We start from the raw sequence: 14,596 nt of genomic DNA on the forward strand, positions 1-14,596 counted from the left end.
TCCGTTAATGAATTATGCCTGTTTTACAAACTGTAATTCACCGGCGATTTTTACTTCTTCGCTTACCATAACACCTCCTGCTTCAAGAGCTGCATTCCAGTTCAGTCCGAAATCCTTTCTGTTAATTTTCCCTTCAAAAGAAAAACCAGCTTTTGTATTTCCCCATGGATCTACATTGATTCCGTTAAAATCAACGTCTAATGTTACAGGTTTTGTAATTCCGTTGATGGTAAGATTTCCTGTTACTTCGTTGTTCAGGGCTGAAGATTCAAAAGTAATCGTAGGATTAGCTTCAGCGTTAAAGAACTCAGCAGATCTTAAGTGGTTATCTCTGTCTGTATTGTGTGTAGAGATAGAAGCTGTCTGAATGGTAGCCGTTGTTTTAGCGTTGGAAAAACTATCGTCATCAGCATCGATTTCTGCTGTAAAATCGGTAAAGTTTCCTTTGATGTTAGAGATCATCATGTGTTTTACTTTAAAAGTAAGTTCACTATGTGCTGGGTCTAATGTCCATTTTGTTGCCATTGTTTTGTAATTTTGATTGTTATTAATGATGCAAATGTATGTCGGAATACAGGTTCGTTTCATTGACGTAGGATAAGAAATGATTTTTTGGCTTAAAACTGTATCATTTTAATTTTCCGTTCAATAACAAAAAGGTAAGGATAATGCCTCAATTTCCATTGTCAGCGTTTTGTTTTAACATTTTCTTAACGGGTCATATTTATTTCTTATTTTTGGAGGATTCAATTTTTATCAAATGAAATTATATAAATTTTCTTTACTGATAGTGCTTCTGGGAAGTTCTGCATTTGCCCAGACTCAGAAATTTACGATGGCAGAAGCTGTTAATGGGTTGAGAACTAATCTTGCAGTGAAAAATATTTCCCAGTTTTCATGGTCCGGAGACGGAAAATCATATATTCAGGCCGTGAAAGGCGGCTATCTTGTCACAGATCTGAAAACCAATAAGCAGGACACGCTGGTATCTTTAACACAGTTAAAAAGAAACCTTGCAGACAATACATTAAAAGCGGTTCCGCAAATCAAATTCATCAGTAATTCCCGAGGATATTTCAATTCCGCCGGAAAGATGACCTGGATTGAAAAATCCGGTAACGACTGGAAAATAAAAGATCAAATCACTATTGACGAAAATGCTTCAGATCTGAAACTTTTCGGCGACAGCCAGACTTTTGCATTTACCGTAAAGAATAATTTATTTGTCAATAAGAATGGTAAAACCATTGCCGTAACAAATGATACGGATGAAAATATCCTGAACGGAGCATCCAATGTTCACCGCAATGAATTCGGTATTGATACAGGGATTTTCCCGGCACCAAATTCCGAAAGTGTAGCTTTCTACAGAATGGATCAGACCATGGTAGCAGATTACCCGATCATCGACTGGTCCGTAACACCTGCTGTGAACCACAATATCAAATACCCAATGGCAGGACAGACTTCCCATCAGGTAACGTTAGGTGTGTTTAATATCAAGAATCAGTCAACCACATTTTTAAAGATTGAAGGTGAAAAAGATCAGTATTTAACGGCGGTAACATGGAGCCCGGATTCTAAATATATTTTTGTAGGCGTGCTGAACAGGGGACAGAATCACCTTACAATGAATCAGTACGATGCGGCAACAGGAAATTTTGTGAAAACATTATTTGAAGAAACCAGTGATAAATATGTAGAACCGCAGCACCCGCTTACCTTCTTCCCGAATTCCAATACTGATTTCATCTGGCAGAGTCAGAGAACAGGATATAACCATTTGTTTCATTATAGTTTGGAAAAAGGTCTTATTGCTCAGATCACCAAAGGAGATTGGCTGGTTACCGATATTTTAGGTTTTAACGAAAAGAAAAAAGAGATTTATTTTGCTTCCACCAAAGAAACTCCTTTGGAGAAGCATTTGTACAGAATCAACTGGACTAATTTCAAAATGCAGCGGTTGGATAATGCAGATGGTATCCACACCGGGATTTTAAGCAGTGACGGGAACCATTTGTATGATATCTACAGCAATGCAACCACTCCGAGAGTAGCAAGTATAATCAATACAAACAGTCTTAAATCAAATACAATTTTGACTGCTGAAAATCCGCTGAAAAATTACCAGCGTCCCGAAATAAAAGATGTCGTATTAAAAGCTGACGATGGTACTCCGCTGTACGGAAAGATTATCCTTCCAACTAATTTTGATGCATCTAAGAAATACCCGGTGATTGTGTATTTATACAATGGCCCGCATTTACAGTTAATTACCAATTCATTTCCGGCATCCGGGAATCTTTGGTACGAATATATGGCGCAGAACGGATATATCATCTTCACGATGGACGGAAGAGGTTCTGCAAACAGAGGATTGAAATTTGAGCAGGCTGTTTTCAGAAATCTGGGTACTACCGAGATGAATGACCAGATGAAAGGGGTAGATTACCTGAAATCATTGCCTTATGTAGATTCTGAAAGAATGGGGATTCATGGATGGAGCTTCGGAGGATTTATGACAACCAGCTTTATGCTTCGTCATCCTGAAGTTTTCAAAGTGGGCGTTGCAGGCGGCCCGGTAATCGACTGGAGTATGTACGAGATCATGTACGGAGAAAGATATATGGATACGCCCCAGGAAAATCCGCAGGGTTATGCAAAAGCCAGTCTCCTGGATAAAGTACAGAATCTTAAAGGAAAGCTGTTAATGATTCACGGAGCACAGGATGATGTGGTGGTGTGGCAGCATTCGGTTAAATTTATCAAATCTGCTGTAGACAACGGGGTACAGGTAGATTATTTTGTATATCCGGGACATCCGCATAATGTAATCGGAAAAGACAGAGTACACCTTATGCAGAAAGTAACAGATTATTTTGATTTATATCTGAAAAAATAATCTATTCCGGCATAATGAATTTTATACAAAAAGACAGAGTACACTTTCATACGTTTGATTCGTTGAGGTTTCTGTCTTTTTTGTTGGTTTTCCTCCATCATTCACCGGTTCCAAAAGATAATTTTCTTCATTACTTTGCTAAAGAAGGCGGGATTGGCGTTTCCTTTTTCTTTGTACTCAGCGGTTTCCTGATTACCTATATTCTGATGGTTGAGAAAGTAAATACTCATGGGAAAATTGACCTGAAAAAGTTTTTCATAAGAAGAATATTAAGAATCTGGCCGTTATATTATGCCATGGTTTTATTTGCCATGTTTACGCCTTTTATTCTTGATTTTTTTCATATTTCCTATTCTAATGAAGGATATGAACCCAATTGGTTTTTAACCTGTACTTTCCTGGAAAATTATATGCAGATGTGGACGGGCACATTTCCCAATGTTTCTCCGTTAAACGTTATCTGGTCGCTCTGTATTGAAGAACATTTTTATATCTTCTGGGGGCTGGCTTTTTATTGGACTTCCTTAAAAAATATTCCGAAACTGCTTTTGGGATGTATTGTTTTTTCATTCGTGATGCAGACAGTGTATCAACATTACGGGATCATTACGCTGGATCTTTTTACCAATATTCATTACTTTGCGTTTGGCGGAATTCCGGCTTATATTTTTGTTTTCAGAAAAGATATTATTAAAAAGCTGGAATTGATTCCTGCAGTTTACAAATATTTGTATGCGTTGTCCGTTCTGGCAATAATTATCCTTCTGGCAAATACCGGGATAATATCTGATCCTAAAGTAATCTCATTGCTGCTGAGTATTTTGTTTTCTGGATTGATCTTATCTACGCTGGGAACGAAGAATGTTTTTAAGATATCCGATAAAACTATTCCTGCAAAACTCGGAAAATACACCTATGGGCTGTATTTACTCCATCCTGTTTTCATTATGCTGTTTGTGAAAATGGGTAATTATTTTGAATGGAGCTGGTTTGTCATTGTTTTGTTATCCTTCATGGCTACGGTAATTTTTTCTTTTTTATCCTATCATCTTTTTGAAAAGCAGTTTCTTAAACTTAAAAGCAAACTGTAGATTCTGCAACCTGTTTCTTATCAAAGATCAATGTGCCTGATTTTTGCCTGAAGTATCTTTGTATCATAAAATCAACAATATGGAATTAGGTATCGGAATGTTTGGCGATCTGGCAGTAGATCAGTCAACCGGAAAATATAAAGATGCAGGAATTAAAATCCGTGAAATCATTGATCAGGTAAAACTGATGGACGAAGTGGGAATTGATGTTTTTGCTATGGGCGAACATCACCGCCCTGACTATGCAGTTTCATCGCCGGAAATTGTGTTGGCTGCGGCAGCAAGTGTTACCAAAAATATAAAGCTTGCAAGTGGGGTAACGGTTCTCAGCTCATCCGAACCTGTGAAAGTTTATGAAGATTTTGCAACAATTGATTTAATTTCAGACGGGCGTGCAGAAATTTTCGTAGGCCGTGGAAGTTTCATTGAATCTTTTCCGCTCTACGGATATTCTTTAAATGATTACGAAGAACTTTTTGATGAAAAACTGGAACTGCTTTTAAAGATCAATTCTGAAGAAAACGTTTCCTGGTCTGGAAAACTTCGTGCACCCATGCAGAACCAGACTGTTTATCCAAGAGCCAAAAATGAAGGAAGGATTCCAATCTGGAGAGCCGTTGGCGGCACACCACAGTCTGTTTTGAGTGCTGCAAAATTGGGAATGCCGCTAGTTGTTGCGATCATTGGCGGAATGCCGATACAGTTTAAAAATCTGATCGACTTTTATAAGCAGGAATATCTGAAAGCCGGCCATCCGGAATCTGAAATGCAGATTGCCATTCACTCGCATACTTTTGTAAGTGAAGACCAGGAAATCATAGACGGATATTTTCATAATTATAAATCACAGATGGACAGGATCGGTTCGTCAAGAGGCTGGGCGCCTTACACCAAAATGCAATATGAGGGCGGAAGAAGCAATGACGGTGCTTTATTCATTGGAAATGCTAATCAAGTAGCCGACAAAATTGCCTATATGAAAGAGATTTTCGGGATTACGAGATTCATCGGACACATGGACGTCGGAGCTCCGGAAAATGATATCATGAGAAAATCAATCGAGTTATTTGGTGAAAAAGTTGGTCCGCAGGTAAGATAATAAGAATTCCGCTGAAGTTACTTCAGCGGAATTTTAATTTTAAATGGTAGAATCAAACTTCGCTTTATATTCATTCAGAAGTTCGGCAAGCTTGTCTGCAGACATTCCGTAGGTGTCGGGAAAACCTCCCTGCCGGCGCTTTAATTTTTCTCCCGCAAGATTTTTATTAAGATCAAAAATCACGAGCTTATTAAAAGCCACCCATTTTGTACGGAAAGAATGTACCGCCTGCCACGGAATAAAGGTTATTCTGAAAAGATTTTTCATCTCAATTCCTTTTTCATCAATCTTAAGATAAGAGGAACCGGGAATAAGATTAAGAAGAAAAACAATAAAACAAATTCCGAAAAATACAATATTCAGGATCGCGATAAGCATATTTGTGTCTAGGAGAGAAATTCCTAAAGCAACAAATCCTATGCTGATGACCAATAAAATGCTGCTTTTTACTTTTCCGGGTTTTAAAATAAGAGGTGTATTTTGCATGTTATATTTAAAAATAATTAATTAGATTATACGATTTCAATCTGGCTGCCTTTTTCTTCGTCCTTAATGATATTCAGTGATACTGGGATTTTCTCCTTGAGCTCTTCCACATGGGAAATGATGCCTACAATCCTGTTTTCTCTCTGAAGATTCACAAGGGTTTCAAAAACAATATTCACTGATTCCAGATCCTGAGTTCCGAAGCCTTCATCAATAAAGAAGAAGTTTTTTTCTGCCTTTGCATTGCTTTGTACACTTTCTGCCAAAGCCAGCGCAAGACTCAGAGACACCTGAAAAGCCTGTCCGCCGGAAAGGGTTTTTACACTTCTGCTGCGGCCTTCGTTGAGGTAGTCGATAATTTCAAATTCGTTGTTGTCGTTAAGCTGCAGACTCAGCTGATTTCTTGTCATTCTGTGAAAACGTACATTCGCATGGTCGCACAGTTGCCGCAGATAAATTGAGGAAACGTACTGTACGAATCCCGCCCCTTTGAAGAGGTTCATCATGATTTTCAGATTTTCTGCCCGTTTTTGAAGCTGCGCCGAAACTTTTAAAAGATCTTCTTTTTTCTTAAACTCTTTTTCCAGCCTTTCAATTTCCGCTTTTGTTTTTACAACCGCATCATTGGCTGCTTTTACTTCAAGCTCAAGGGTGGCAAACCGCATTTCAGCGGCTGAAAACTCCTCAGGATCAAAAGTGAAATCTTTTAATTTTATTTCAAGCTCAAGAATGCTGTTTTTTAAGGTTTCAAACTTTATTCTGAATTCCTGGATGAGGTTTTTGGCTTCCTGAACATCTATTTTCTCAGCCAGAATTTCCAGCACTTTATTCTGGTCAAACGGCTGTTCTGCTATAGCTTTTTCAATTGAAAGCGTATTTTCTGAAATTTCCTGCTCCAGCTCGGAAATTCTTTTTTCCAGCTGCTTCACAATGGTTTTTTGTTCTGCCAGCTTTGGAGAAATTTCTTTTTCTTGTTTAAGCAGTTGCTGATAATGCTGCTCCGTTTCGCGGTTGGAAATGCTGAGTTTATTAAGAGCTTCCTCTACTTCCGAAGCCTCTTTTTCAAGATAATTCTTCCATTCCAGGATTTTCAGGTTGGCTTCATTCGTTTTAATCTGCTCTTCTTTTTTAGCTTCATCCAAGCGGAATTTTTCCAGTGCTTTGTTGTAGCTGTCGAGGGTATTTCTTTCTTTATCAAGATTTTTCTGCTCTACGCTGATCTGCTCATTCAGTTCTTCCATCTGCTTTTCGATGGTGAAAGAATGCTGTCTTTTTTCTTCAAAATCAGTTTCATTTGTTGCATTAAATTCTTTCCAGGTAAAATTTTTAAGATGAATTTCTATCTGATTCTGAATCAGTTTTGTCTGGCTCTCTTCATATTTTAGCTGTTCTTCAAAGATTTTCTTTCGGTCGAGGATTTTTTCCGTTTCAGACACTTGTTTCTGAAGAAGATCCTTCCGGTGTTCAAGCTGGTCTATTTGCTGCTGAATTTCATCTAATTCTGAATTAACATCGGCATATTGTACAATATTCGGATGTTCCAGGGCGCCACAGAGCGGACATGCTTTTCCGTCGTGCAGTTCAATGGCAAAATGAGAAAGCTTTTGCTGAACCTCCAGCTGACTACGTTTTTCAGAAAGTATTTTTTTCTGATTTTCCAGATTTTCAGCCTGAATCTTAAAATCTTCTCTGAAGGTTTCGGGATTAATCTTTAAAACTTCAAGCTCTTTGGAAATGGCAATAATTTCATTTTTTTTAACTTCAGCTTTTTGGATCTGGCTGTTGAGGTTTTCCGTTAATTTTTTGTGCTCCAGAAACCAGTTTCCTACACTCACCAGTAATCCGGGTTCCAGTTTTCCGGGTTTTAACAGTTCGTGTTTTTTAGAAAGCGCTTCGATTTTCTGCTGAAGCAGCTTTTGCTGAGTTTCAACTTCTTTTACTTTTTGGAAACCATTTTCCGTTCTTTCTTTTAAGATTTTAATTTCATCAGATACCCTCATCATCTGCAGAATCAGGCTCAAATCGTTTTCCTGAATTTTCGACTGATGAAGGGCTTCATACTGGGGCTGTATCGCTGCAAGTTCGCTTTTTACCTTTTCAAACTGAAACTCCGTGCTCTGTACAACTAGTAACTGTTGTTTTTTTTGCTGCTGCTGTTCAGCAATTTCTTTTGCCAGTTTATTTTTTTCAGAAAACAGGGGAGTGAAGATTCGCGACACCCGGTCGTACAGTTCTGTTTTTGTCTCCAGCAAGTCTACATTTTCCTTTTGTTCAGTTAGCTGCTTAAAATGGGCTTTCTTCTGATGCAGCAGTTCAAAGTCTTCTTTTAAAATTTTCAGTTTGGAATACATGTTTTCCGTTTCTTTGAAACTTTTCAATATTTCTTCAAACTTCTGCTGTTCCTGCCTCAGATTTTCTTTCTGTGATGAAATCTGTTCTTCATTTACCTCTTCAAATCCTTTCAGCTGACCTTCCAGCTGATCAAGCTCCGAACGGTTTTTGGTATTGATAAGGGAAACATTGTTCTGAAGATCAAATCGCTGAAGACCGAATATTTCCTTCATCATATTCGTCCGCTCTGCGGCTCCCAATTCCAGGAATTCTTTGAATTGGCCCTGAGGAATAATAATGGTCCGTTTAAAATTAGCATAACTTAGCCCTACAATCTGCTCTGCATTCGAGTGATCAAGCGGAATCCAGTTTTCATTTTTCCATTCGTAAAAAGTGACTGACGGGGTTTTTACATCTTCAAAGTTTTTAGAATTTCTTTTAAATTCGCGTGTTGCACGGTATTTTTTGTTTTCGGAATTAATAAAATCAAACTCGATATAAGATCGGTTGGATTTCAGGTTCATCATATTGTATGCGCGTCTGTCACGGGCATTAAGACGCTCGGTTTCTCCGTAAAGTGCAAACGAAATTGCTTCCAGGATTGAAGATTTTCCTGAACCCACAGCTCCGAATATACCGAAAAGGCCCGCTTCCGTAAGATTTTCAAAGTCAATTTTCTGACGCTCCTGATATGAGTAGATGCCCTCTAAAGTTAATTGAACCGGAATCATAGGTTAGGGTTAAGAATTTCGTTAAACAGATTGATAAGTTCGTCATTGGCTTCCTGGCCCCCGTTTTTCGATTTAAAATAATCTCCGAACAAAGACTGGATATCCTGATTAAGGTTGATCTCCCGAAGCTGATTTTCATTCAATTCCTGGTTTTTAACTTTCGGAATAAGATGTACGATTCCGGTATGGGTTTGATACAGTCGTTTTCTTTCATCAGCTTTAAGGAAGGTTTCGCTTTCTAAAGTCAGTTCTACGAATGTGTCCTGGTTTTCCGTAAGCCATTCCACCGTTTTTTCGATACAGTCAAAGCTTTTTCTTTCGAGGCATTTGCCGTTTTTAATCGGAATTCTTTTAAATTGAACGGTTTTCGCAGGTTCCGCTTCAATGATAGAAATATATTTGGTCTGTCCTGCTTCACTGAAGCTGTAGCAAAGGGGAGAAGATGAATACACGACAGGTTTTTCTTCGGTTCCGATATTCTGAAAACGGTGAAGATGTCCTAATGCCGTATACTGAATCTGTGGAGGAATGCTATCTGAAAAAATAAGGTCTGCATTTCCGATCCTGAGTGGCTTTTCACCTTCGGGTTCGTCCAGAAGGGGAGCGCCTTTTTTATTCATGTACAAATGGGTCATGAGGAGGTTAACCCCTTTTTCATCACAAAATTCATCAGCATTTTTCTGCCAGTGTTCTGCCAGAACTTTATTCAGTTCGGCTTCCTTTTCTTCACCGAAATACTGCTTAAGCCTGATCTCGTTGGCATAAGGCGTATGAAGAATTCTCACGGGATGATCCAGGCTTTTTAAAGTAAGTTCAATATATCCTTCGTCAGATTTTGAAATGCTGAAATGTTCCAGTTCAAAAGGAGTGATAATCGCTTTGGGATGGCCAATGAGAATAATACCGCATTCCCGGGCCAAAGGATCTGGTGCGTCAATAAGGTTCGGAGAATCGTGGTTTCCCGAAATAGCAATTACGGGCCGCTTTCCGTTCAGCGACAGCCTTTTTAACGTTTTATAAAATAATTGTACGGCGTCGACACCGGGATTGAAGTTATCAAATAAATCTCCGGCAATCAGGATGAGATCAACATTTTGTTCGTCAGCAATCTCTACAAGCTCATCCATCACCAAAACCTGTTCTTCGAGTCTTGAAAATCGGTCGAGTCTTTTACCCAAATGCCAGTCGGCAGTATGCAGAATTTTCATATTGTAAATGTAAAGAAGATAAATGAAAAGTAAGAATTGTGGTATACAACATTATTATCGCTATTTTTGCAAAAACTAACTACCATGAAACCAATACTGACAGTATTTGCTGTTTTGTTCATCCTTTTTGTGAATGCCCAAAATCCTGAAAAACTCTCCAAAGAAATCAATGAAGAAGGAATTGCCCTGTATCACAGCGAAATGACAAGCTGGAACGGTACCGATATTTTTATTGAAAATTATAAAAACAGGGAAAATATAGGAGGCTATTTCTCTTATCTGGATGAAGGTGTCCCGAAATGTATTTTTTTCTCTAAAAGCCAAAAAGTGATCGGCACCATTTGTTTTCCTGCAAACTACAACCCTAAAGATGCGAAACTTGATCTTACTGAAAGAGATTTTACGCCCCAGGAGACCGAATATTTTACGATAAGAAAAAATGCTTTGGAAAGAATTCAGAATGATACGATCTTTAAAATATATAAAGATACCAACCTTAATATTGTTCCGCTGATTAGAAATAAAGTTAAAAAAGTATATGTTTTAACGGGAACTTCAGCCGGGGATACGGTCATATTCGGAAATGATTATCTGATTACTTTTGATCACAAAAATCAGGTGAAAAATGCTGAGAGGCTCCACAATACTATGATTGTACATAAGATTAATGACGAGGAAATAGGGCATACGATAAGCGGAGTCCACAGTCATGTCATCAAAAACTGGCAGGCCATGACCCCTACCGATGTCTGTACACTGATGTTACATCAGAAATTTACCGGTTGGGAAAGCTATACCACTGTTTCTAAAAAGTTCGTGAGCGTATGGAACCCCAGCAATAACCTGATGATTATGAAAACTGAAAATTTTAAAGGTATTGCAGAGAATATTCTTAAAAATAAAAAGGAAAAATCTGAGTCCGAGAAAAAGAAAAATAGTTCTGATTAGGATATGAACAGGATTTTTTAGAATTAAAATAATCCTTTCAAAAAGTCTTTTCGGTATATTTCAGATCTGATTATTATTAAATTATATCTACTTTTACACCATGGAACAGCAACCTAAAGATCCCCTTCACGGGAAAAGACTTGACGCCATTCTTGAAGAACTGGTAGAATATTACAACGGTTTTGAAAAGCTTGGTGAGCAGATCAGCATCAAATGTTTTACAGATAATCCCAGCATCAGCTCATCTCTTAAATTTCTCAGGAAAACGCCTTGGGCCAGAACAAAAGTAGAAAGTTTGTATCTTTTTGTGCTGAGAGAGAAAAAAAGAAAAGAAACAAGAGGGCAGAAGTAGGATGCAAAGGATGCTTCTTTACCCCGTTATTTTCTCCTAATGAATCCAAAAACAGTATATTTGTAACGTTAATCGTGAAAATTCACGAAAAAAAGAAAAAAATATGACAATCGAAAACAATCATGTTGTAGCTGTAAGTTACATACTTCACACCATCGAAGAAGACGGGAGTAAAACTCTTGTAGAAGAGACAACAGCAGAAAATCCACTTACGTTTTTGTACGGTGTTGGAATGATGATTCCAAAATTTGAACAGAATATTTTGGGATTGCAGGCTGGAGATAAAGCAGCATTTGTAATTCAGCCGGAAGAAGCTTATGGTGAAAGACAGCCGGATGCAATGGCACAGCTGCCGGTAGATATGTTCCAGGAATCCGGATTACCGCCGGTTGGTGCAATTTTACCATTATCCGATAACCAGGGGAATAATTTCCAGGCATTCGTGGTAGAGGTAACACCGGATGTAGTAATAGCAGACCTTAACCATCCAATGGCCGGAAAAGTTTTGGATTTTCAGGTAGAAATTTTGAACACACGTCCTGCAACACAAGAAGAGCTTGCACATGGTCACGCTCACGGCGTTGACGGAAACGAAGCTCACTAAATATAAAATGTCCGATTCTTTCGGACATTTTTTTTATTCTAAAAATTCACCGCTTACATAATACCACCGGTTCTGAATCAGTTTAAATGTTGATAATTCATGATGAATCTGTGCTTTATTATTTTCATCAATGTAAAAAGCTTTAAACTCCACTTTATATAAAGAAGGCTTGTTTATAATTTCCAGACGTGTCCATTTGTTGCTTTCTCCCCATTCCTGTAAATCCTTTTTATTGTGATATTTCCTTTTGCTGGGCAGCGTTGTGTCCATTAAATATTCACCATTCGGAATAGCAAACGCCGAAAATCTTGAACGCATTAAGGCTTCAGCCGTCGGAGCATTCTTCTCGCCGTTATGATAGGGCTTACAGCATTCTTCGTAGGTTTTTCCGGAGCAACAGGGACAGTTCATTTTCTGATTTTATTTTAAAACACAAATTTACACGAATATTTTCTACCAATCATATAATGTCCAAATCAATAGAGGCGGGCTTTAGCCCGGCTTGACAATAATCAATTCAATTTGGCTTTAGCCCAAACTTATAATGTTGCAAATCTGTGCGTTTGCAAAGTCAGCGTAAAGAACTCATGTAGTCATTAATGTTTACAAAAAAAGCATCCAAAAAAAAAAATTGAATGCTTTTAAAAATTATTTTATAAAACCTCTGCTTCTCAATAAAGGCTTAATATCCGGATCGTGTCCTGTAAAATCTCTGAACGCCTGATTCAGGTCCACAGAATTCCCTACGGAAAGAATATATTTTCTGAAACGGTCACCGTTTTCTCTGGTAAGCCCGCCGTTATTCTTGATCCATTCCCAGGCATCATTATCCAGTGTTTCAGACCAAAGATATGCGTAATAACCTGCAGAATAACCACCACCCCAGATATGGGCAAAGTAAGGCGTATGATATCTTGGAGGAACAGTTTTTAAAGTAAATCCGTGCTTCGTTAATGATTCTTTTTCAAAATCTAAAACGGGAATTAACTGGCTTTCGTCAGTTACCGTATGCCAATCCATATCCAGTTCTGCGGCAGAAACCAGTTCCGTAGTCATATACCCCTGGTTAAAGGTTGACGCTTTCTTGATTTTATCTACCAGAGTCTGCGGAATCGGCTGTTTTGTATCGTAACGAATTGCATAATTCTTAAGAATTACAGGATCCAGCGCCCAATGTTCATTGATCTGTGAAGGGAATTCCACAAAGTCTCGTGGTACGTTGGTTCCGGACAGAGAAGGATATTTCTGGCTCGCAAACATTCCGTGGATAGAGTGCCCAAATTCATGGAATATCGTTGAAACATCATCAAAACTGATTAATGAAGGTTTTCCCGGTGCAGGTTTCTGGTAATTGTAGCAGTTTACAATCACAGGTTTTGTGCCCAGTAAATAAGACTGTTCAACAAAGTTGCTCATCCAGGCTCCTCCGTTTTTAGAGTCCCTCGTATAGAAATCAAGATAATAGATCGCAATAGATTTACCATCATGGTCAAAAACTTCATAGGTTACCACATCCGGATGATACACTGGAAGGTCTGTTCTTTTTTTGAAAGTAAGTCCGTAGAATTTTTCGGCAGCAAAGAAAACCCCTTTTTCAAGAACTGTTGTAATCTCAAAATAAGGCTTGATTTCACTTTCGTCAAGATCAAATTTTGCTTTTCTCACCTGTTCGGCATAGAAGTTCCAGTCCCAAGGCTCCAATTGAAAACCTCCGTTTTGCTGATTGATAAGATCCTGAATATCTTTAGCTTCACGTTTTGCGGTTTCAACGGCAGGGATAGCAATCTGATTCATTAGGTTGGTTGCTGCCTCCGGGGTTTTGGCCATCTGATCCTGAAGTTTCCATTCTGCGAAGCTCTTTTTGCCTAAAATCTGTGCTTTTTTAAGCCTTAATTTAGCAAGCTTCTCGATAGTTTCCCTGGTATCGTTAGCATCCCCTTTCTCCGCTCTTGTCCATGATGCTTTGAAGAGTTTTTCTCTTGTTGATCTGTTTTTAAGGTTTTGAAGAAGAGGCTGCTGCGTAGTATTCTGTAATGCCAGAAGATATTGGCCTTCTTTTTCTGCGTTTTTGGCATCGGTAGCCGCAGCTGCAATTTCATCTGCGGAAAGACCGTCAAGTTCTTTTGCATCCGTAAAGAAAACGCCGCCCTGCTTTCTTGCTTCCAATAATTTATTGGAGTATTGGGTAGATAAAGAAGCCAGCTCCTGATTAATCTGCTTCAGTTTTTCTTTGTCTGCGGCAGAAAGATTGGCTCCGGCAATTTCAAAATTTTGCTTGTAATATTGTAATAATCTTTTGCTTTCAGAATCTAAGCCATTTTCAGAAATAGCCTTGATTCTTTTATAAAGATTTTCATTCAGATACATTTTATCGGAATGTGCCGCGAAAATCGGCGCATATTCTTCATCCAGCGCCTGTAAAGTGGGGTTGGTATTGGCACTTGTAAGATTAGAAAATACAATGGTGGCTCTTTTTAGAATTTCCCCGCTTTTTTCCAGGGCTACCAACGTATTTTCAAAAGTTGGAGCTTCCGGGTTATTGGCTATTTTCAGAATTTCAGCGTCATGTTGCTTTAATCCGAAATCGAATGCCGGCTTAAAATGTTCATCTTTAATTTTGTCAAACTCAGGGGCCTCATACTGAAGTTTGCTTTTCTTCATAAAAGGATTAGACGACAGGGAAGCATCCGGTGAAGGAACTTCCTTTTGAGTTTCAGTGCTTTTCATTGTGGTACAGGATTGATTAAATGCTAACGCAGAAATTAATAATACTGATGAAATCTTCTTCATAAATGATTTATTAATAATGCCTAAAGATATTAAATCTTCCGTTAAAAAATGCAG

The 14,596-nt window shown here is 38.4% G+C and carries 12 protein-coding genes; 6 read left to right on the forward strand and 6 right to left on the reverse strand.

Annotation, left to right across the window (positions count from 1 at the left end; translation table 11 throughout):
• Window positions 1–12: 12 nt before the first annotated feature.
• Window positions 13–525: a YceI family protein gene (locus HHL20_RS00075; RefSeq protein ID WP_169229187.1), complete on the reverse strand. Its 513-nt coding sequence runs from the start codon at window positions 523–525 to the stop codon at window positions 13–15.
• Between the two features lie 235 nt (window positions 526–760).
• Here HHL20_RS00075 and HHL20_RS00080 point away from each other — a divergent pair, with 235 nt between their 5' ends.
• The 3 genes from HHL20_RS00080 (at window position 761) to HHL20_RS00090 (ending at window position 5,092) form a co-directional block, all read left to right on the forward strand.
• Entirely contained in the window at window positions 761–2,902 is a 2,142-nt protein-coding gene (locus tag HHL20_RS00080; protein WP_169229188.1) for a S9 family peptidase, read from the forward strand.
• 14 nt (window positions 2,903–2,916) lie between these two features.
• Window positions 2,917–3,993, forward strand: coding sequence for an acyltransferase family protein (locus HHL20_RS00085; RefSeq protein WP_169229189.1), 1,077 nt, complete (start codon window positions 2,917–2,919; stop codon window positions 3,991–3,993).
• 79 nt (window positions 3,994–4,072) lie between these two features.
• Complete coding sequence (locus HHL20_RS00090) at window positions 4,073–5,092, forward strand: LLM class flavin-dependent oxidoreductase (RefSeq protein ID WP_169229190.1); 1,020 nt, start codon at window positions 4,073–4,075, stop codon at window positions 5,090–5,092.
• A 39-nt stretch (window positions 5,093–5,131) separates the two neighbouring features.
• Here the strand turns inward: HHL20_RS00090 and HHL20_RS00095 are convergent, their stop codons facing one another.
• The 3 genes from HHL20_RS00095 to HHL20_RS00105 are packed head-to-tail and all read right to left on the reverse strand — an operon-like array spanning window position 5,132 to window position 9,848.
• Window positions 5,132–5,578, reverse strand: a complete 447-nt coding sequence (locus HHL20_RS00095; protein WP_169229191.1) for a PH domain-containing protein — start codon at window positions 5,576–5,578, stop codon at window positions 5,132–5,134.
• A gap of 26 nt (window positions 5,579–5,604) precedes the next feature.
• Window positions 5,605–8,640 (reverse strand): AAA family ATPase, encoded by a 3,036-nt coding sequence (locus tag HHL20_RS00100; protein WP_169229192.1) that lies wholly within the window; start codon window positions 8,638–8,640, stop codon window positions 5,605–5,607.
• Complete coding sequence (locus HHL20_RS00105; protein ID WP_169229193.1) at window positions 8,637–9,848, reverse strand: metallophosphoesterase family protein; 1,212 nt, start codon at window positions 9,846–9,848, stop codon at window positions 8,637–8,639. Before HHL20_RS00105 ends, HHL20_RS00100 begins: the two co-directional genes overlap by 4 nt.
• 84 nt (window positions 9,849–9,932) lie before the next feature.
• Between HHL20_RS00105 and HHL20_RS00110 the strand changes: the two genes are divergently transcribed.
• The 3 genes from HHL20_RS00110 (at window position 9,933) to HHL20_RS00120 (ending at window position 11,752) form a co-directional block, all read left to right on the forward strand.
• Window positions 9,933–10,796: a hypothetical protein gene (locus HHL20_RS00110; RefSeq protein ID WP_185194776.1), complete on the forward strand. Its 864-nt coding sequence runs from the start codon at window positions 9,933–9,935 to the stop codon at window positions 10,794–10,796.
• Between the two features lie 100 nt (window positions 10,797–10,896).
• Window positions 10,897–11,148, forward strand: a complete 252-nt coding sequence (locus tag HHL20_RS00115; protein ID WP_169229194.1) for a VF530 family protein — start codon at window positions 10,897–10,899, stop codon at window positions 11,146–11,148.
• 103 nt (window positions 11,149–11,251) lie between these two features.
• Window positions 11,252–11,752, forward strand: coding sequence for an FKBP-type peptidyl-prolyl cis-trans isomerase (locus tag HHL20_RS00120; RefSeq protein ID WP_169229195.1), 501 nt, complete (start codon window positions 11,252–11,254; stop codon window positions 11,750–11,752).
• Between the two features lie 33 nt (window positions 11,753–11,785).
• On the opposite strand, the gene HHL20_RS00125 is transcribed toward HHL20_RS00120, so the two are convergent.
• Entirely contained in the window at window positions 11,786–12,163 is a 378-nt protein-coding gene (locus HHL20_RS00125; protein WP_169229196.1) for a YchJ family protein, read from the reverse strand.
• A gap of 237 nt (window positions 12,164–12,400) precedes the next feature.
• A complete protein-coding gene (locus HHL20_RS00130; protein WP_169229197.1) occupies window positions 12,401–14,542 on the reverse strand; it encodes a M3 family metallopeptidase in 2,142 nt (713 codons plus the stop codon).
• Window positions 14,543–14,596 lie beyond the last annotated feature (54 nt).

The organism is Chryseobacterium cheonjiense, from assembly GCF_012927265.1.
In the GTDB taxonomy this organism is placed as follows: Bacteria; Bacteroidota; Bacteroidia; order Flavobacteriales; family Weeksellaceae; genus Chryseobacterium; species Chryseobacterium cheonjiense.